Raw genomic sequence first — 20,224 nt, forward strand, 5'->3', positions numbered from 1 at the left:
AGGTAGACCACGTCGAACCCCATCGCCGCGATCGCCGGCAACCGCCGCGCCGCCGTGCGGAACGTGCCGTGCGGCCGCTCGGCCGTGCCCTCCGAACGCGGGAAGAACTCGTACCACGCCCCGTACAGCGCCCGCTCCCGCTCCACCAGCAGCGGCATCGAATCGCTGCTCGTGACGGGGTCGCGCAGCGGGTACCGGGCCAGGACCTCGTCCACCTCGGGTGTCAGCGCCGCCGCCAGCCGCGACGCCGCGGGACGCGTCTCGTCCCGCAGGGCGGCGGCAGCGGCCGTGATCACGTCGCGCGATCCCTCCTGTGCGGGCACCCCGGCGGCCGCTCGCTCGTACAGGCGCGCGCCCTCCTCCAGGACGACGTCCGTGTCGATGCCCGCCGGGATCTTGATCCGGGCGTGGTGGCGCCAGGTGCTGACGGGGTCTCCCCACGCCTCCACCGTGAAGGTCCACAGTCCGGGTTCCCCGGCGGTGACGGTCGCACCCCACCGGTCCGTCCCGGGCGCCAGCTCCCGCATCGGCGTCCACGGGCCCGGGCGGCCCTCCGGGTCCTTCAGGACGACATTGGCCGCGACCGCGTCGTGCCCCTCCCGGAACACGGTCGCCGAGACCTCGAAGCTCTCGCCGGTGACGGCCTTCGCCGGACGGCGCCCGCCCAGCACGACGGGGTGGACGTCGAGGACGGGTATGCGCCCGACCGCCGTCTCCCCGCTCCCGGACGGCGGTGGCGGGGCCGGGGGACCGGCGTCCGCCGGGCGCGCGGGGCGTGTGTCACCGCCGGGCGCGCGCGCCCCGGTGGTGCGGCGGTTCGGGGGTGCTGGCGAGTGGTGCTTGGCGGGCATGACCGCTCCTGTCCGCGTCAACGTGGGTGGGCGGATGACTGTGGGGAGGTGGGTCCTGCGTGGTGTTCCCGAGAGGAGTACCCGCTGGAGCCTTCCCACCCTGTTCGGGTGGGCAATCCGGCACTTTGTTAACTACTCACGCGTATGTCGACACACAAGACCGGCCTCCTCCGGGGCACACGGGACCGGCCTTCCGAGTGGCCGCTCCTTCGCCCTACCCCCGTCCTCCGCGCAGTAACTTGTCCGATCAACGTCCGTCGGCGAGCAGGTTCCCCGCGGTCGACGTCGCGGCGGCCGCACCCCCGCCGACCTGCACCGGAGCCGGCCTCGACGAGTTCGCCGGCGGATGTGCGACCGTCCTCACGGCATGAACCGGCGCCGGCGCGGTACTCGGCCGAGCTGCTCCCTTGCGGCGGACGGGGACGTGCCCGCGACGCCCTCCGGACCGCCGGGGCCGGCGTCGGACCCCTCGCGCAGAAGTCCGGTTTCGTACCCCTCGCAGCCGGTCGCCCCCGTGTTCGCGCCCCCCCGGCCGCTCCGGCGCACGACCGACGCGGGGCGGCGCGCGCGGCGGAGGGGAGCCGGTGCGACGGCAGCCGCCTCCCGTGGCGCGTGCACCACCGGGGGAACGGCCCGGCGAACGGTTCCGGCCACGCCCGCGGACGGTGTCGTTCGGGCCGATCGGGGGTCCGGCCGCAGAGCCTCAGCGGACGCGGCGCCGACGCCGGTAGTGTCGTAGACGACGTCGATAAGCCCTGTGTCGAAGCCCAGCGTGACGAGGTGGAAAGTGAAGGCGATCCGTCGGTTCACCGTCCGACCCGTGCTCCCCGAACCCCTCAGGCCGCTCAGCGATCTCGCCCGCAACCTGCGCTGGTCGTGGCATGCCGAGACCCGTGACCTGTTCCAGTCCGTCGACCCCGGGCGCTGGTCCGCCTCGGGGGGCGACCCGGTCCGCCTGCTGGGGAGCGTGCCGCCCGCGCGCCTCGCCGAGCTGGCCGGGGACCGCCGCTTCCTGCGCCGCCTCGCCGCGGCCGCGGGCGACCTGCACGACTACACCACCGGCGACCGCTGGTACCAGGCGCAGACCGAGCCCCTGCCCGCCGCCATCGCCTATTTCTCACCCGAGTTCGGCATCACGGCCGCCCTGCCGCAGTACTCCGGCGGACTCGGCATCCTGGCCGGCGACCATCTGAAGGCGGCCAGCGACCTCGGCGTCCCGCTGATCGGCGTCGGCCTGCTCTACCGGCACGGCTACTTCCGCCAGACCCTCTCCCGGGACGGCTGGCAGCAGGAGCACTACCCGGTCCTCGACCCCAACGAACTGCCCGTCGCCCAGCTCGAGGAGCCCGACGGCACCCCCGCCCAGGTCGCCCTGGCGCTGCCCGGAGGCCGGCAGCTGCACGCCCGGATCTGGCTCGCGCAGGTCGGCCGGGTCCCGCTGCTCCTGCTCGACTCCGACGTCGAGGAGAACGACCTCGGCGAGCGCGGCGTGACCGACCGCCTCTACGGCGGCGGCAGCGAGCACCGGCTGCTTCAGGAGATGCTCCTCGGCATAGGAGGGGTCCGGGCAGTACGGACGTACTGCCGGCTGACCGGCCACCCCGAGCCGGAGGTGTTCCACACCAACGAGGGGCACGCCGGGTTCCTCGGCCTGGAGCGCATCGCCGAACTGTGCGACGACGGTTCCGACTTCGACTCGGCGCTGGAGGCGGTCCGGGCCGGGACCGTCTTCACCACCCACACGCCCGTGCCGGCCGGCATCGACCGCTTCGACCGGGAGCTGGTCGCCCGGCACTTCGGCCCCGACGCCGAACTGCCCCGCATCGACGTCGACCGCGTCCTGCGGCTGGGCATGGAGTCCTACCCGGGCGGGGAGCCCAACCTGTTCAACATGGCCGTGATGGGCCTGCGCCTGGCCCAGCGCGCCAACGGCGTGTCGCTGCTGCACGGCAACGTCAGCCGCGAGATGTTCTCCGGCCTGTGGCCCGGGTTCGACGCCGACGAGGTGCCGATCACCTCCGTCACCAACGGGGTGCACGCCCCCACCTGGGTCGCCCCCGAGGTGTTCCGGCTCGGCGCCCGGCAGATCGGTGTCCAGCGCGCCGAGGACGCCCTGACGGTCGGCGGCTCGGAGCGCTGGGACTCGGTGGCCGACATCCCCGACCAGGACATCTGGGACCTGCGGCGGGTGCTGCGCGAGCAGCTCGTCGAGGAGGTCCGCGAGCGGCTGCGGGCCTCGTGGCGGCAGCGCGGCGCCGGTACGGCCGAACTGGGCTGGATCGACGGTGTGCTCGACCCGGACGTGCTGACCATCGGCTTCGCCCGGCGCGTGCCGTCGTACAAGCGCCTGACGCTGATGCTGCGCGACCGGGACCGGCTGATGGACCTGCTGCTGCACCCCGAGCGGCCGATCCAGATCGTCGTCGCGGGCAAGGCGCACCCCGCCGACGACGGCGGCAAGCGGCTGGTGCAGGAGCTGGTGCGGTTCACGGACGACCCGCGGGTGCGCCACCGGATCGTGTTCCTGCCCGACTACGGCATGGCGATGGCGCAGAAGCTCTACCCGGGCTGCGACATCTGGCTGAACAACCCGCTCAGGCCACTGGAGGCCTGCGGCACCTCGGGCATGAAGGCCGCGCTCAACGGCTGCCTCAACCTGTCCGTCCTGGACGGCTGGTGGGACGAGTGGTTCCAGCCGGACTTCGGCTGGGCCATCCCCACGGCCGACGGCGCCGGGACCGACCCGGACCACCGCGACGACATAGAGGCCGCGGCGCTGTACGACCTGCTGGAGCAGCGGGTGACGCCCCGCTTCTACGAGCGCGGGCGCAGCGGCCTGCCCGACCGCTGGATCGAGATGGTCCGGCACACGCTGGGTTCGCTCGGGCCGAAGGTGCTGGCCGGGCGGATGGTCCGGGAGTACGTCGAGCGTCTCTACGCGCCGGCGGCCGTCGCCCACCGCGCCCTGGGCCCGGACACGGCACGGGAGCTCGCCGAGTGGAAGGCCCGGGTGCGCGCGGCCTGGCCCGGCGTCACCGTCGACCACGTGGAGACGTCGGCCTCCGAGGCCCTGGCCGAGCTGGGCACGACGCTGGGGCTGCGGGTGCGGGTCGGGCTCGGTGAGCTCGGGCCCGACGACGTGGAGGTCCAGGTGGTCTCGGGACGGGTGGACGAGCAGGACCGGATCGGCGACGCGACGGTCGTGCCGCTGAAGCCGGCGGGGTCTGCCGACCAGGACGGGCGCTGGGTCTACGAAGGGCCCCTGTCGCTGGATCGCACCGGGCCTTTCGGGTACACGGTGCGGATCCTGCCCGCGCATCGGCTGTTGGCATCGAGCGCGGAGTTGGGCTTGGTCGCCGGGCCGTCCGAGGAGCTGGTGGCGGCTGCGGGGTTGTTGATGCGTTGAGTGCCGGTGCGGGCGCGTGGGGATTGCTCGTGCAGTTCCCCGCGCCCCTCAGGGCGACTCACCACCCTGCGTCGCGAGGTCGCGCAGGACGGTGCCGCACCTGCGGGCGTACGCGTGCTGGAAGCCCCGCGTCGCGGGGCCGCCCGCCTTCGCGTACCACTTGGCGGCGCGGCTGAAGGCGTGCACCGTCAGCCACACCGTGCCGTCCCCCGTGCGGTCCACCACGAAGGACTCCTCGCCGCGCTCCGGGTGGCCGGGCAGCGTGCCGTACGCCCAGCCGGCGCGGCGGGGCTCCTCCACGGTCCACACCACGCGGCAGGGGGCCTTGATCATCCCGGCCAGGGTGACGGTGACGTCCACGCCGGGGGCCGCCCGGTCCGCGCTCGCGTCCAGGCCCACCCCCATGGCCCGGTGCATCTCCCAGGTCAGGACGGCTTCCGAGGCCCGGCGGAAGACCTCCTCGCCCTCGCCCAGCCGGGTTCGCACGTGCAGGGTACGGAAGCCCGGCGGGCAGAAGCCCTCGTCACGGGTGGCGCCGACATCGGCGTAGCTGAAGTCCTCGGAAGACATGGTCACCAAGACTAGGGCGGTACCCGGACCGGCGTTCGGTCCGGGTACCGCCCCGGGGTCGTGCTTCGGTCAGCCGACGTTCACGGCGGACCAGGCGGCCGCGACCGCCTTGTACTCGGTGCTGGACGCGCCGTACAGGGCCGACGCGGCGTTCAGGGTCGCCGTGCGGGCCTGCGCGTACTTCGTCGTCGACGTCATGTACGTCGTCAGCGCCTTGTACCAGATCTGCAGCGCCTTGGTGCGGCCGATGCCGGTGACCGTGGAGCCGTTGGACGTGGGGGAGTTGTAGGACACGCCGTTGATGGTCTTCGCGCCGCTGCCCTCGGACAGCAGGTAGAAGAAGTGGTTGGCGGGGCCGGACGAGTAGTGCACGTCCACGCCGCCCAGACCGGAGGACCAGGCGTCCTTGGAGGCCCCGTCCTTGCTGGGCTTGTCCATGTAGCGCAGCGGGGTGCCGTCGCCGTTGATGTCGATCTCCTCGCCGATGAGGTAGTCACCGGTGTCGGAGGAGTTGTTGGCGAAGAACTCCGCCCCCGCGCCGAGGATGTCGCTGGTGGCCTCGTTCAGGCCGCCGGACTCGCCGCTGTAGACCAGGCCCGCGGTGGCCGAGGTCAGGCCGTGGCTCATCTCGTGGGCCGCCACGTCGAGCGAGGTCAGCGGGTTGGCGTTGCCCGAGCCGTCGCCGTAGGTCATGCAGAAGCAGCTGTCGGACCAGAAGGCGTTGACGTAGTTGTTGCCGTAGTGGACGCGGGAGTAGGCCGCCCTGCCGTCGCCCCGGATGCCGCTGCGGCCGAAGGCGCTCTTGTAGAAGTCCCAGGTGACCTGGGCCCCGTAGTGGGCGTCGGCGCCGGCGGTCTCCGCGTTGGAGGGGCTGCCGTTGCCCCAGACGTCGTCGGCGCCGGAGAAGAGCGTTCCGGTGCCGGAGGTGCCGCGGTTGAGGTTGTACGTCTTGTGCCCGCCGCGGGAGGCGTCCGTGAGGTTGTACGAGGTGCCCGACTTGGTGGTGGTCAGGGTGACCTGGCCGCTGTAGGTGGTGTTGCCGGTGCCGGTCTCGATGGCCTGGTGCTCGTACAGCTTCTTGCCGGTGGCCGCGTCGGTGATCACGTGCAGCTCGTTCGGGGTGCCGTCCTCCTGGAGTCCGCCGACGACGGTCTCGTAGGCGAGGACCGGCTTGCCGCTCGCGGCCCAGATCACCTTGCGGGGCTCGGACGTGGCCTCGGTCTTCGCCGAGCCGGCCGCCTCGGCCAGGGTCAGGGCCTGCTTCTCGGCCTTGGCGGCGGCGATCGCGGGCTTGAGCGAGGCGACCTTGATCGCGGCCCTGGTCGCTCTCGTGACGCCCTTGGCGGCCCCGGACTTCGAGGTGTGCACCACGAGGTCGCCACCGAGGACCGGCAGGCCCGCGTAGGTGCGCTCGTAGCGGGTGTGGACCGTGCCGTCGGCGTCCTTGACGACGTCCTTGACGACGAGTTCCTCCTGGGCGCCGAGGCCTATCGCGTCGGCGGTCCGGGCGGCGCCGGCCTGCTGGTCCTGGATGAGCGCGGTGCGGGCGGGTGCGGAGAGCCGCACGGGCGCGGCGGCCGGGGTGCTCGCCGAGTCGGCGGCGACGCTGCTGCCCGAGGCGAGGCCGGTGGTGAGGAGGGCGCCGGAGGCGACGGCGGTGGCGATGGCCAGCGTGGCGCGCTTGCGGCGGGTGTAGCGAGGGGTGGACACACAGGCTCCTAGGTGTGGGGGAAGCTGCGGTGCTGTGCGGTGGGTGGGGGAAGAGTGGCACCGAAGACGCGTACATGTCAGGAGTGACGAGTGATGTTGGCCGGAAATCGACGGCGCATGCTTGCCCTCTCCACACGAAACGGGCGCCGCCCCGGGGGATTCGAACCCACCGGGGCGACGCCCTGACTCGGTGCCTGCGACCTGCCGGTCTACGGGAAGGTCAGCTTCCAGCTGTTGATGTAGCCGGTGTCGGCGGCCGCGTTGTCCTGGACCCGCAGCTTCCAGACGCCGTTGGCCACCTCGGAGGAGGCGTTCACCGTGTACGTGGTGTTGATGTTGTCCGCGCTCCCGCCGGTGCCGTAGGCCTTGAGGGTGTAGGCCGAGCCGTCGGGGGCGACCAACTCCACCTTGAGGTCGCCGATGTAGGTGTGGACGATGTCCACGGCGACCTGGAGGTTGGACGGCGCGTTGCCCGTCCGTCCGGAGACGGTGATCGAGGACGTGACCGCGGAGCCGCGGTCCGGGATCGCCACGTCGGCGGTGTTCTCGAACGAGGTGCCCCCGCCGCCTCCGCCGCCGGAGCGGGTGCCGACGTTGACGCCGGCCCAGGCGTCCTGGACCGCCTTGTACTCGGCGCTGTCCGCGCCGTACAGCTCACCGGTGGCCGCGAGGGTGCCGGTGCGGGCGGCCGCGTAGTTGGTGTTCGAGGTGAACTTCGTGGTGAGCGCGCGGAACCAGATCTTCTCGGCCTTGTCGCGGCCGATGCCGGTGACCGGAAGGCCGTCCGAGGTGGGCGAGTTGTACGTGACACCGTTGATCGTCTTGGTGCCGCTGCCCTCGCTCAGCAGGTAGAAGAAGTGGTTGGCGGGGCCCGACGAGTAGTGCACGTCGATCGAGCCGATGCCCGAGTACCAGGCGTCCTTGGAGGCCCCGTCCTTGCTGGGCTTGTCCATGTAGCGCAGCGGGCTGCCGTCGCCGTTGATGTCGATCTCCTCGCCGATGAGGTAGTCACCGGTGTCGGAGGAGTTGTTGGCGTAGAACTCGACGGTCGAGCCGAAGATGTCGCTGGTGGCCTCGTTCAGGCCGCCGGACTCGCCGCTGTAGACCAGGCCCGCGGTGTTGGAGGTGACGCCGTGCGTCATCTCGTGGGCGGCCACGTCGATCGACGTCAGCGGGTGCGTGTTGCCCGAGCCGTCGCCGTAGGTCATGCAGAAGCAGCTGTCGGACCAGAAGGCGTTGACGTAGTTGTTGCCGTAGTGGACGCGGGAGTAGGCGCCCACGCCGTCACCCCGGATGCCGCTGCGTCCGTGCACGTTCTTGTAGTAGTCCCACGTCAGCGCGGCCCCGTAGTGGGCGTCGGCGCCCGCGGTCTCCGCGTTGGAGGGGCTGCCGTTGCCCCAGACGTCGTCGGGCCCGGAGAAGAGCGTGCCGGTGCCGGAGGTGCCCCGGTTGAGGTTGTACGTCTTGTGCCCGCCGCGCGCGCCGTCGGTCAGGTTGTACGTCGACCCCGACTGGGTGGTGCCGAGCGTCACCGTGCCGCTGTACATGGTGTTGCCCGTGCCGGTCTCGATGCCCTGGTACTCGTAGAGCTTCTCGCCGGTGGCCGCGTCGGTGATCACGTGCAGCTCGTTCGGGGTGCCGTCCTTCTGGAGGCCGCCGACGACGGTCTCGTAGGCGAGGACCGGCTTGCCGCTCGCGGCCCAGACCACCTTGCGCGGCGCCCTGTCGACGTCCGCGCTCCTGGTGTCGTCGGCCTTCGCGGCCGCCAGCGCCTGCTTCTGCGCCTTGGCGGCGGGCAGTGCGGCCGTGGTGGTGGCCGGCTTCACGGCGGCCCGGGTCGCCTTGACGACGTCCCTGGTCGCACCGGACTTCGCCGTCTCGACCACCAGGTCCCCGCCGAGGACGGGCAGTCCGTCGTAGGTGCGCTCGTAGCGGGTGTGGACCGTGCCGTCGCGGTCCTTGACCACGTCCCGGACGACCAGCTTCTCCTTGGCGCCGAGGCCCAGCTGCTTCGCCGTCTTCGCCTTGGCGGCGTCGGCGTCCCGTATCAGCGCGGCGCGCTGGGCGGGGGTCAGCTTGACCGACTCGGAGCCGGGGTTCGCCTTGCTCGCGGCCGACGGTGCCTTCGCCGGTGCCGCGACGGCGCTGCCGCTCTGGACGGCCGCGGCGATCAGCGCGGCGACGCCGGCCAGGGCCACGGCCGCGGTGCGGCGGGTGCGGGCAGCGGGTCTGTGGGAGGTGGCTCTGCGCGAGGAACTGCTTCTCAACACGGACTCCTTCTGCGGGACCGGGGGTCGCCCGGCCTGGGGAGGTGGAGGTGTTGCTGTGGGGTTGCTGTGGAGCAGTCGCCACGGAAGCGTGGCAGGGGACCGCGCTTTCTGTCAGGAGCGCGTCAACACTATGGCCGGAAACGGTTCGTTGACCGGAAGTTCATGTTCGCTATACGAACGCTTCGCCCCTGTGACTCACGCACGGTCATCACGGCAGCGGTCGGCTGCGGCTCCGCCCGCGACCCGCACGACGGGTCTCAGGCGCCGGTCTGCCCGTCGACGAGTTCGCGCACGACGTCGAGGTGGCCGTTGTGGCGGGACGTCTCCTCGATGAGGTGCAGGATCACCCACCGCAGGTCGACGTGGCGGCCGTCACTGATGGGACGCCTGGCCGTCGCGTCCAGGTCGTGGTCGGACACCAGGCGACGGTAGCGGGAGCTCTGCTCCTCGTACTCGGCGAGAAGCCGGGGCAACGGGACGTCGACCGCTGTCCGCATCTCGGGGTCGGGGTCGTCGTCGCCCGCCTCGGCGAGCGGCCCGGCGAGCTCCTCGCCCAGGAACATCACCTGGAACCAGTAGTACTCGACCCACCGCAGATGGCTGATCAGCCCGCACAACGTCATCAGCGGTGAACCCGGGAGCGGGGCCCTGCGGGCGTCCTCGGCGGACACGCCCTCGCACTTGGCGCGCGCGGTGTCACGGGCGTAGTCCAGGAAGGTGGCCAGCTGCGTGCGCTCGTCCCAGGTGGGAGGCGTATCGGTTCGTCGCGTCATCGCGAGGAGTTTCCCTCGGTCCGGGACGGGTGTCGACCCCGTCGCGGGAGCCCGACGGGAACGGGCCCCCGGGGGCGCGGGCCCCGGGGGGCGCGGGCCGCCGGGGGCCCGCGCCCTCTACGCCAGGCTGTCCCGCCAGGCCCGGTGCAGGTCCGCGAACCTGCCCGTGCCGCCGACGAGTTCGGCCGGGGTGCCGTCCTCGACGAGCGCGCCCCGCTCCATCACCAGGACACGGTCCGCGATCTCGACCGTGGACAGCCGGTGCGCGATCACCACCGCCGTACGGCCCTTCAGCACCGTCGCCATCGCCCGCTGCACCGCGCGCTCGCCCGGGACGTCCAGCGAGCTGGTCGCCTCGTCGAGGATCAGCACCGCCGGATCGGCGAGCAACGCCCGTGCGAACGCCACCAGTTGCCGCTGCCCGGCCGAGATGCGCCCACCCCGCTTGCGGACGTCGGTGTCGTAGCCGTCGGGCAGCGCGGCGATGAAGTCGTGCGCACCGATGGCCTTCGCCGCCTGCTCCATCTCCGCGCGGGTCGCGTCGGGGCGGCCGATCGCGATGTTGTCGGCGACCGTGCCCGAGAACAGGAAGGCCTCCTGCGTCACCATGACCACCCCGCGCCGCAGTTCGGGCACGGCCAGGTCGCGCAGATCGACGCCGTCGAGCAGCACCCGGCCCTCGGAGGGGTCGTAGAACCGGGCCAGGAGCTTGGCCAGGGTCGACTTGCCCGCGCCCGTGGAGCCCACGACCGCGACCGTCTGGCCGGCCGGGATCGTCAGGTCGAAGCGGGGCAGGATCTCGCCACCCGTGCGGTAGGCGAAGCGCACGCCGTCGAAGACGACCTCGCGGCCCGGGTGCTCGCCCGGCAGCGGCGGCAGCTGCCGCGGGTGCGCCGGCTCGGGCACGGAAGGGGTCTGCGCCAGCAGGCCCGCGATCTTCTCCAGGGACGCCGCCGCCGACTGGTACGAGTTGAGGAACATCCCGAGCCGGTCGATCGGGTCGTACAGCCGCCGCAGGTACAGCACCGCAGCCGCCAGCACGCCGAGGGCGAGCGTGCCGTCCGCGACCCGGTGCGCGCCCCACAGCACGATCGCCGCCACCGCCGTGTTCGCGATCAGACGCGAGCCGGTGACGTAGCGGGCCATCTCCAGCAGCGCGTCGCCGTTGGTCCGCTCGTGCCGCCGGTTCAGCACGCCGAACTCGGCGTCGTTGACGGCCTCGCGGCGGAAGGCGCGCACCGGCCGGATGCCGTTCATCGTCTCGACGAACCGGACGATGACGGCGGCGATGGCGGTCGAGCGCGCACGGTACACCCGCCCCGCCCGCCGCTGGTACAGCCGCACGAGCGCGTACAGCGGCACCAGCGAGGCCACCGCCACGCCCCCGAGGCCGAGATCCAGCCACAGCAGCATCGCCGAGATGTAGACGAACGACAGGACGACCGTCACCAGCTCCTGCAGGCCCTCGTCCAGCAGCTCGCGCAACGACTCCACGTCCGTCGTGGCGCGCGAGATGAGCCGGCCCGAGGTGTAGCGCTCGTGGAAGTCCACACTCAGCGCCTGCGCGTGCCGGAAGATCCGGCCCCGCAGGTCCAGCAGCACGTCCTGGCTGACCCGGGCCGCCGCGGCGACGAAGGCGAACTGCAGCCCGCCCGCCGCCAGCGCACAGGCCAGGTACCCGGCGGCCACCGCGATCAGCGGCCCGTGGTCCTGCGCCCGGAAGGCCGGAACGGCCCGGTCGATGGCGTACGCCACGAGCAGCGGACCCGCCTGCACGACCGCCTGCTGCACCAGCAGCAGCAGCGTCGTCACCACGACCCGGGCCCTCAGCGGCGCGAGCAGGGAACGCAGCAGCGCGGCGGTCGCGCCCGGCGGCGTGGGCAGGAGGTCCTGGTCGAAGGGGTCACCGGCGGCCGCCGGGTCCCCGGGCCGCCGGTCGGCCGGTGCGGTCGTGGCCGCCGTCATCGTCCGTCCCCCTCTTCCCCCGCCGGGTCCCCGGCCATCAGATGCGCGTACTCGGCGCTGGTGCGCAGCAGTTCGTGGTGGGTGCCGACCGCGGTGATCCGGCCGCCGGACAGCAGGGCGACACGGTCGGCGAGCAGCACGGTCGACGGGCGGTGCGCCACGATCAGGGCCGTGGTGTCCGCGAGCACCTGCCGCAGGGCCGCCTCCACGGCGGCCTCCGTGTGCACGTCCAGGGCCGACAGCGGATCGTCCAGGACGAGGAACTCCGGCTGCCCGACGACCGCCCGGGCCAGGGCCAGGCGCTGGCGCTGCCCGCCGGACAGGCTCAGGCCCTGCTCGCCGACCCGGGTGTCCGCGCCCTGCGGCAGCGCGTGCACGAAGTCGGCCTGCGCCACGGCCAGGGCGCGCTCCAGGTCGGCCGACGAGGCGGTGTCACCGGCGCCCATCAGGACGTTCTCGCCCACCGAGGTCGAGAACAGCGTGGGCTCCTCGAACGCCACCGCGACCTTCGCCCGCAGGGCGTCCCTCGACAGCTCGGTGATGTCGGTGCCGTCGAGGGTGATGCGCCCCGAGGTGACCTCGTAGAGCCGCGGCACGAGAGCCGTGAGGGTGGTCTTGCCGCTGCCGGTGGTGCCGACCAGGGCCATGGACTCGCCAGGGCGGATGTGCAGGTCGATGTCGCGCAGGACCGGCGGGGAGCCGGGTGGGGCGTCGGGGTAGCGGAAGGTGACGCCGTGGAAGCGCAGGCCCTTGTCCGCGGGGACCGGTCCGGCGGGGGCGGGACGCGCAGGGAGCGCGGCGGACGCGGTTCCCTCGGCCTTCTCGTCCATCACCTCGAAGTACCGCTCGGTGGCGGTCGCGGCCTCCTGGCTCATCGCCAGCAGGAAGCCGATCGACTCCACCGGCCAGCGCAGTGCCAGCGCCGTCGACAGGAACGCCACCAGCGTCCCCGCGGACAGCGCCCCGTCGGCGACCTGCACGACACCCACCACCAGCGCGGCGCCGATCGCCACCTCGGGCAGCGTGACGATCACGCCCCAGATGGCCGCCAGCAGCCGCGCCTTGCGCAGCTCCGTGCCGCGCAGCGTGCGCGACAGGTCCCGGAACGCCGTGGCCTGACTGCGGTGGCGGCCGAAACCCTTGATGATGCGGATGCCGAGCACGCTCTCCTCGACGACCGTCGTCAGGTCGCCGACCTGGTCCTGGGCGCGCCGGGCCACCGCCGCGTAGCGCTTCTCGAAGATCACGCACATGACGACGACGGGCACCGCGGGCCCGAGGACTACCAGCCCGAGTGTGGCGTCCTGGAGCAGCATGATGACCACGCCGACCAGAATCGTCACGCCGTTGACCAGCAGGAACGTCAACGGGAAGGCGAGGAACATGCGCAGCAGCATCAGGTCCGTCGTCCCCCGGGACAGCAACTGCCCCGAGGCCCACCGGTCGTGGAAGGCCACCGGCAGCCGCTGGAGGTGGCGGTAGAGATCCGCCCGCATCGACGCCTCGACCCGGGACAGCGGGCGCGCCACCAGCCACCGCCGCAGCCCGAACAGCAGGGCCTCCGCGAACCCGAGGAGCAGCAGGTACAGGGCGCCGAGCCACACGCCGGCCGGGTCCCGGCCGGCGATCGGCCCGTCCACCATCCACTTCAGCACGAGCGGGATGACCAGCCCCACGCAGGAGGCCAGTATCGCGACGAACGCGGCCGTGAACAGCCGCACCCGCACGGGGCGCACGTACGGCCACAGGCGCAGCAGCGAACGCACGGCGGAGCGGTCGGGGGCGGGGGCGGGTGTCGTGGACATCAGCAGCGAGCCTACGGTTCACCACTGACGCTGCCCACCGGATTTCCGCCCGGTCCGCCTCGGTCCCCGGTCCTACGACCTGCCGGTTCGAGCGGCCGGACCGGGGCGTCCGGAGGGCAGCGGCTGGAGGGCAGCGGCCGAAGGGCAGCGGCCGGAGGGTGTCATCCCGCCACGCGCAGCAGCAGCACCGCCCGGGCCGGCATCGTGATCTCCGCCCCGGCCGGGTGCTCGACGCCCGGCGCCCGCCCCTGCTCCTCCAGGCTCGTGTCCACGACCACCTCGTACCGCTCCGCCCACGGCGGCCCCGGCAGCACGAAGCTCACCGGGCCCTCGCCCGCGTGCAGCACGGCCAGGAAGCTGTCGTCGAGGACCTGGTCCCCGTGCTCGTCCCGGCCCGGGATGTCCCGGCCGGACAGGTACATCCCGAGTGTGGCCGCCGGCGCGTACCAGTCCTGCTCGGTCATCTCCGTGCCCCGGGAGGTGAACCAGGCCAGGTCGCGCAACCCGTCGGCGGAGTGCGCCCGGCCGGAGAAGAACGCCCGGCGGCGCAGCACGGGGTGGCGGTGGCGCAGCGCGATCAGCCGGGAGGTCAGCTGGAACAGGGCCTGCCAGCCGGGTTCGTCGAGCAGCCCCCAGTCCAGCCAGCTGATCTCGTTGTCCTGGCAGTAGGCGTTGTTGTTCCCGCGCTGGGTGCGGCCCAGTTCGTCGCCGGCGACCAGCATGGGCACGCCCGTGGACAGCAGCAGCGTGGTGAGCAGGTTGCGCAGCTGCCGGCGGCGCAGGGCGAGGACGTCCTCGTCGCCGGTCTCGCCCTCCGCGCCGCAGTTCCAGGCCCGGTTGTCGTCCGTGCCGTCGCGGTTGCCCTCGCCGTTGGCCTCGTTGTGCTTGCGCTCGTAGGAGACCAGGTCGCGCAGCGTGAACCCGTCGTGCGCGGTGATGAAGTTGACCGACGCGTAGGGCCGGCGCCCGCCCCAGGCGTACAGGTCGCTGGAGCCGGACAGGCGGTAGCCCATCTCGCGGACGTCCGGCAGCGCGTGCCGCCAGAAGTCCCGCACGGCGTTGCGGTACCGGTCGTTCCACTCCGTCCACAGCGGCGGGAACGCGCCCACCTGGTAGCCGCCCGACCCCACGTCCCAGGGCTCGGCGATCAGCTTCACCCGGCGCAGCACCGGGTCCTGGGCGATCACCGCCAGGAACGGGGAGAGCATGTCGACGTCGTGCATCGAGCGGGCCAGCGCCGCCGCCAGGTCGAAGCGGAAGCCGTCGACGCCCATCTCGGTGACCCAGTAGCGCAGCGAGTCCGTGATCAGGCGCAGCACGTGCGGCTGGACCACGTGCAGGGTGTTGCCGCAGCCGGTGTAGTCGGCGTAGCGGCGGGCGTCGTCCTGGAGGCGGTAGTAGCCGCGGTTGTCGATGCCCTTCAGCGACAGCGTCGGGCCCAGCTCGCCGGCCTCCGCGGTGTGGTTGTAGACCACGTCCAGGATGACCTCGATGCCGGCCGCGTGCAGGGCGCGCACCATCCGCTTGAACTCGCCGACCTGCTGGCCCCGGGTGCCGGAGGCGGCGTAGGCGGCGTGCGGGGCGAAGTAGCCGACGGAGTTGTAGCCCCAGTAGTTGCGCAGGCTGCGGCGCAGCAGGTGGTCCTCGTGCGCGAACTGGTGCACCGGCAGCAGCTCCACCGCGGTCACGCCGAGCTTCACCAGGTGCTCGATCGCGGCCGGGTGGGCGAGGCCGGCGTAGGTGCCGCGCAGCTCCCCGGGGATGTCCGGGTGCAGCTGTGTGAAGCCCTTGACGTGCAGCTCGTAGATCACCGAGTCCGCCCACGGCGTCTTGGGACGCCGGTCGTCCGCCCAGTCGTCGTCGTCGTGCACGACGACGCCCTTCGGCACGTGCGGCGCCGAGTCCCGGTCGTCGCGCACGGTGTCGGCGACGTGCTGCTGCGGCCAGTCACGGACGTGCCCGTACACCTCGGGCGGCAGCCCGAAGTCGCCGTCGACCGCCCGGGCGTACGGATCCAGGAGCAGCTTCGCGGGGTTCCAGCGGGCACCGGTCCACGGGTCCCAGCGCCCCTGCACCCGGTAGCCGTAGCGCTGGCCGGGCAGGACGCCCGGCACGAAGCCGTGCCATATCCCGTGGGTCAGTTCGGCCAGCCGCACCCGGGACTCCTTGCCCGCCTCGTCGAACAGGCACAGCTCCACCCCCTCGGCCCCGCCCGCCCACAACGCGAAGTTGGTCCCGGCCACTCCTGCCGGGCCGGCCCGGAACCGGGCGCCCAGCGGTGTCGGCGCGCCCGGCCGGGCGGGCACGACGGGCGGCGGCGCGGCCCTCCGCGCCCCGTTCACGGAGGCCTGGCGCCCCTCCTCGGTGGCCCGACGACCGGCCACCGCCTCCTGCTCGGCTGCGCTGGACACCTGTCAGCCTCCCGCGGCTCGTGGAACGACGGGGAACAGGGGGGTGCGGCCCTGGTGCTGCGGCCCGGGTCGCGGCTCCCCTGCGCGCCGTCCTCCCCACTGTTCTGCCCAGAGCATGGGTCGCACTCACGTTTCCCCGGAGGCGGGCATGGTCGTTTCCCGGGGGCGCGGCCGGTCGTTGGGCACCCCGTGAGGCACGTACAAGGGCGCGCGCGGCGCGCGAGGGCCGCGCTGGCCGCCGTAGTGACATGGGCAGGGCTCCTCGCCGGGGCCACCGGCTGTACCTCGGACGACGGCGGCGGCATCGCCGGTGCCTTCGGTGCGCCCCGGGCGCCCGGGGACGTCATCGAGGTCTCGCCCGGCGACGGGAGCAGGGGTGTGCGCCCCGGCAGGAAGCTGCGGGTGCGTGTGTCCGAGGGGCGGCTGGAGTCGGTGAAGGCCGTCCGCTCCCAGGACGCCCAGGACACGCCGGTGCCCGGGCGGATCTCCGCCGACGGCCTGAGCTGGGAGCCGCGAGAGGACCGGCTGGCGCTGGCCGCCAAGTACACGGTCGACGCGGTGGCCGTGGACGCCGGCGGGCGCCGCTCGGCCCGGCACACCACCTTCACCACCTACGTCCCGGGTGAGCGCTTCATCGGCTACGTCGCCCCGGAGCACCGCGCCACGGTCGGCACCGGGATGATCGTCTCGCTGGCGTTCAACCGGGCGATCTCGGACCGGGCCGCCGTGGAGCGCGCGGTGACCGTGACCGCCCGCCCGCCCGTCGAGGTCCGTCCGCACTGGTTCGGCCGCACCCGCCTCGACTTCCGCCCCGAGCACTACTGGAAGCCGGGCACCAAGGTCACCGTCTCGCTGCGCCTGCGGGACGTCGAGGGCGCACCCGGCGTCTACGGCCTGCAGCACAAGGCGTTCGCGTTCACGGTCGGCCGCAGCCAGGTCTCGGTCGTCGACGCCGCCGCCCACTCCATGGAGGTGCGGCGCGACGGCGAGCCGCTGGCCACCGTGCCCGTGACGGCGGGGGCCCCGAGGACGACCACCTACAACGGCAAGATGGTGGTGACCGAGATGCTCGACGTCACCCGGATGAACGGCGCCACGGTCGGCTTCAAGAAGCGCGACGGCAAGGGCGAGTACGACATCCCGGACGTCCCGCACGCCATGCGCCTGACCGACTCGGGCACGTTCCTGCACGGCAACTACTGGGCCCACCGCTCGGTCTTCGGGCGCACCAACGTCAGCCACGGCTGCATCGGACTGCGCGACGTGAAGGGCGGCGGCTCGGACACCCCGGCCGGCTGGTTCTTCGACCGCAGCCTCGTCGGGGACGTCATCGAGGTCGTCAACAGCAATGACAAAAAGGTCGCTCCCGACAACGGGCTCGGGGGATGGAATATGGGCTGGAATGCATGGAAGGCGGGCAGTGCGGTGAAGTAGCCCGACACGGGGGCGGGTTGACCCGGCGGTCCGTTGGGACCGAACAGTGACAATCGCGGGCCGCCGGGGCCGGGCGACCAGTGGTTACTATTCGCCGGTGCGCGGGGGTCACGCGCCGGGGAGCGGGCCTGGTCAGGCCCTGGGAGGGGAGAACCACGTGAACGGGCGACCGATATCGGGGGCGTCGGTTGGGCGCAGGAGGGGACGTCTCGCACTGGCCGTGGGCGCGCTGCTGTTCGCCGTGACGGCGTGCGGAGGCGGGGACACGAACTCGGGCTCCGGCTCGGGCGGCGGCGAGGGCAAGGACTCGGGCAGCGCGCAGAGCAAGCAGTCCGAGGCCGTCGTCGGCATCACCCCGAAGGACGGCGCGAAGTCCGTCGACACCAGCGGCGCGCTGAAGGTCACCGCCGCCAAGGGCAAGCTGACCGAGGTCCTGGTCAAGGACTCCGAGGGCGAGAGGATCGACGGGAAGATATCCGCCGACGGCGCCACCTGGACGCCGTCCACGCACCTGGCCGGCGCGACCAAGTACACCGTCCACGCGGTCGCCAAGGACTCCGCGGGCCGCACGGCCGCGGAGGACGCCGACTTCACCACGCTGACCCCGCAGAACACCTTCATCGGCACCTTCACCCCGGAGGACGGTTCGAAGGTCGGGGTCGGGATGCCGTTCTCGGTCCGCTTCTCGCGGGGCATCACCCACCCCGACGCCGTCGAGCGGGCCATCCGCATCCGGACCGAGCCCGCCGTCGAGGTGGAGGGCCACTGGTTCGGCAACGACCGCCTCGACTTCCGCCCCGAGAAGTACTGGAAGCCCGGTACCAAGGTGACCGTCGACTTCGGCCTCGACGGCGTCGAGGGCCGGCCCGGCGTCTACGGCGAGCAGGACAAGAAGGTCGAGTTCACCATCGGCCGCAACCAGGTCTCCGTCGTCGACGCCAAGAAGCTCACGATGAAGGTCACCCGCGACGGCCGGACCGTCAAGACGATCCCGGTCACCACCGGCAAGCCCGGCATGGAGACCTGGAACGGCCAGATGGTCGTCAGCGAGATGCTGAAGGTGACCCGGATGAACGGCGAGACCGTCGGCTACGGCGGCGAGTACGACATCAAGGACGTCCCGCACGCCGTGCGCCTGACCACCTCCGGCACCTTCCTGCACGGCAACTACTGGGCGAGCGGCGCCTTCGGCGAGTACAACGCGAGCCACGGCTGCATCGGACTGCGCGACGTGCGCGGCGGCTGGGACAAGAAGGTGCCCGCCGCGTGGTTCTTCGACAACTCGATGGTCGGCGACGTCGTGGTCGTCAAGAACTCCGAGGACCGCACCGTGGACCCGGACAACGGACTCAACGGCTGGAACATGTCGTGGGAGAAGTGGAAGAAGTAGCACCCCGCAGCTGACGGCAGGGCCCCGGTGTGACGGACCGCACCGGGGCCCCGCCCGTTAATCCCCGTTAACCTGCTGCCCATGACCGTCTCTCTCGAAGTCGCCGAAGGCGTCGGCACGCTCCGGCTGGACCGACCGCCCATGAACGCGCTGGACATCGCCACGCAGGACCGGCTCAAGGAACTCGCCGAGGAGGCCACGCGCCGCGAGGACGTGCGCGCCGTGGTGATCTACGGCGGCGAGAAGGTGTTCGCGGCCGGCGCGGACATCAAGGAGATGCAGGCGATGGACCACACCGCGATGGTCCTGCGCGCCCGCGCCCTCCAGGACGCGTTCACCGCGGTGGCCCGGATCCCCAAGCCGGTCGTCGCGGCCGTCACCGGCTACGCGCTGGGCGGCGGCTGCGAGCTCGCCCTGTGCGCGGACTTCCGCATCGCCGGGGAGAACGCCAAGCTCGGCCAGCCGGAGATCCTGCTCGGCCTGATCCCCGGCGCGGGCGGCACCCAGCGCCTGGCCCGCCTGGTCGGCCCGTCCAAGGCCAAGGACCTCATCTTCACGGGCCGGATGGTCAAGGCCGACGAGGCCGAGCGGATCGGCCTGGTCGACCGGGTCGTGCCGGCCGACGAGGTGTACACGCAGGCCCACGCCTGGGCGGCCCGGCTGGCGCAGGGTCCCGCCCTGGCGCTGCGCGCGGCCAAGGAGTCGGTCGACACCGGGCTGGAGACGGACATCGACACCGGCCTGGCGGTGGAACGGAACTGGTTCGCCGGCCTGTTCGCCACCGAGGACCGCGAGCGCGGTATGCGCAGCTTCGTCGAGGAGGGACCGGGCAAGGCGAAGTTCCTCTGAACATCCGTCCAGGGGCTTGCAATTGACACGATGTCTGATCCGGGGTCCCTCGAAGGGGCGGTTTATGGCAGCCTTAGCGCAGCCTTAAGCCCGTCTGGCCGAGGGAGCCCGTCGATTGCCCCGCAAAGGGACGTTCCAGCAGGTCGGAGGGGGCGCTGACGACCCCGACGTGCCTCGGGCACATGCCGGGGGACCACCTGGCGGGGGGCCGTCCCCCGGAGTGCGTTGCCCGGGAACGGCCTCCTCGGCCCTGCCCGGCGGCCATGATGGGGGCATGGCGGGGCTGGAGGGTACGGAACAGCCGCGGGGACACGCTCATGCGGCCGCGGCACGCTGGTCGCCGGCGGTCGAGGACGAACACGCGACGCGCGCACTGGAGTTGTACGGCAACCCGACGGAGGCGGAGGTCCCGCTGCCGTCCCGCCCCGAGTCCGCGGCCACCGCCCGGCGCCTCGCCCAGGTCGTGATCCTGCGCCAGTGGGGGCTCACCCCCCGGACCACGGAGGACGCCGTGCTGCTCGTCTCCGAACTGGTCGGCAACGCCGTCCGCCACACCGGCGCCCGCGTCTTCGGGCTCCGCATGCACCGGCGCCGGGGCTGGATCCGGGTCGAGGTGCGCGACCCGTCCCGGGGGCTGCCCTGCCTGATGCCGGTCCAGGACCTGGACCTCAGCGGCCGGGGCCTGTTCCTCGTCGACAAGCTGGCCGACCGCTGGGGCGTCGACCTGCTGCCGCGGGGCAAGACCACCTGGTTCGAGATGCGGGTCGCCGAGCGCTGACGCCGCAGGCCC

The 20,224-nt window shown here is 72.6% G+C and carries 13 protein-coding genes; 5 read left to right on the forward strand and 8 right to left on the reverse strand.

Translation table 11 applies throughout. The annotated features are described in order from the left end of the window. Window positions 1-851: maltotransferase domain-containing protein (locus tag ACZ6ZN_RS32295; RefSeq protein WP_469651708.1), on the reverse strand; the 851-nt coding region annotated here is incomplete at its 3' end. Window positions 852-1,638: 787 nt separating this feature from the next. Between ACZ6ZN_RS32295 and ACZ6ZN_RS32300 the strand changes: the two genes are divergently transcribed. Beyond that, the gene (locus tag ACZ6ZN_RS32300; protein WP_469651710.1) at window positions 1,639-4,257 is read left to right on the forward strand and encodes a glycosyltransferase family 1 protein; all 2,619 of its coding nucleotides are present in this window, start codon (window positions 1,639-1,641) and stop codon (window positions 4,255-4,257) included. Window positions 4,258-4,305: 48 nt separating this feature from the next. On the opposite strand, the gene ACZ6ZN_RS32305 is transcribed toward ACZ6ZN_RS32300, so the two are convergent. The 7 genes from ACZ6ZN_RS32305 to glgX form a co-directional block, all read right to left on the reverse strand. Next, a complete protein-coding gene (locus tag ACZ6ZN_RS32305; protein ID WP_398106478.1) occupies window positions 4,306-4,827 on the reverse strand; it encodes a DUF1990 domain-containing protein in 522 nt (173 codons plus the stop codon). Window positions 4,828-4,896: 69 nt separating this feature from the next. Next, window positions 4,897-6,537 (reverse strand): M4 family metallopeptidase, encoded by a 1,641-nt coding sequence (locus ACZ6ZN_RS32310; RefSeq protein ID WP_469651712.1) that lies wholly within the window; start codon window positions 6,535-6,537, stop codon window positions 4,897-4,899. A 209-nt stretch (window positions 6,538-6,746) separates the two neighbouring features. Then, complete coding sequence (locus tag ACZ6ZN_RS32315) at window positions 6,747-8,804, reverse strand: M4 family metallopeptidase (protein ID WP_469651714.1); 2,058 nt, start codon at window positions 8,802-8,804, stop codon at window positions 6,747-6,749. 260 nt (window positions 8,805-9,064) lie between these two features. Beyond that, complete coding sequence (locus ACZ6ZN_RS32320) at window positions 9,065-9,580, reverse strand: DinB family protein (protein WP_469651716.1); 516 nt, start codon at window positions 9,578-9,580, stop codon at window positions 9,065-9,067. Window positions 9,581-9,697: 117 nt separating this feature from the next. Further along, window positions 9,698-11,545, reverse strand: a complete 1,848-nt coding sequence (locus tag ACZ6ZN_RS32325) for an ABC transporter ATP-binding protein (protein ID WP_469651718.1) — start codon at window positions 11,543-11,545, stop codon at window positions 9,698-9,700. Continuing rightward, window positions 11,542-13,350, reverse strand: coding sequence for an ABC transporter ATP-binding protein (locus ACZ6ZN_RS32330; RefSeq protein ID WP_469651719.1), 1,809 nt, complete (start codon window positions 13,348-13,350; stop codon window positions 11,542-11,544). Before ACZ6ZN_RS32330 ends, ACZ6ZN_RS32325 begins: the two co-directional genes overlap by 4 nt. A gap of 161 nt (window positions 13,351-13,511) precedes the next feature. Continuing rightward, a complete protein-coding gene (gene glgX, locus ACZ6ZN_RS32335; RefSeq protein WP_469651721.1) occupies window positions 13,512-15,761 on the reverse strand; it encodes a glycogen debranching protein GlgX in 2,250 nt (749 codons plus the stop codon). 189 nt (window positions 15,762-15,950) lie between these two features. Here glgX and ACZ6ZN_RS32340 point away from each other — a divergent pair, with 189 nt between their 5' ends. The 4 genes from ACZ6ZN_RS32340 (at window position 15,951) to ACZ6ZN_RS32355 (ending at window position 20,212) form a co-directional block, all read left to right on the forward strand. Continuing rightward, window positions 15,951-17,195, forward strand: a complete 1,245-nt coding sequence (locus tag ACZ6ZN_RS32340) for a L,D-transpeptidase (RefSeq protein WP_398106469.1) — start codon at window positions 15,951-15,953, stop codon at window positions 17,193-17,195. Between the two features lie 157 nt (window positions 17,196-17,352). Beyond that, window positions 17,353-18,585, forward strand: coding sequence for a L,D-transpeptidase (locus ACZ6ZN_RS32345; protein ID WP_451879098.1), 1,233 nt, complete (start codon window positions 17,353-17,355; stop codon window positions 18,583-18,585). Between the two features lie 81 nt (window positions 18,586-18,666). Further along, window positions 18,667-19,434 carry an enoyl-CoA hydratase/isomerase family protein gene (locus ACZ6ZN_RS32350; RefSeq protein WP_398106467.1) on the forward strand — a complete coding sequence of 256 codons (768 nt, stop codon included), beginning with the start codon at window positions 18,667-18,669 and terminating at the stop codon, window positions 19,432-19,434. A gap of 274 nt (window positions 19,435-19,708) precedes the next feature. Next, the gene (locus tag ACZ6ZN_RS32355) at window positions 19,709-20,212 is read left to right on the forward strand and encodes an ATP-binding protein (RefSeq protein ID WP_451879099.1); all 504 of its coding nucleotides are present in this window, start codon (window positions 19,709-19,711) and stop codon (window positions 20,210-20,212) included. Window positions 20,213-20,224: the final 12 nt, after the last annotated feature.

Source organism: Streptomyces sp. NPDC053665 (assembly GCF_055585285.1).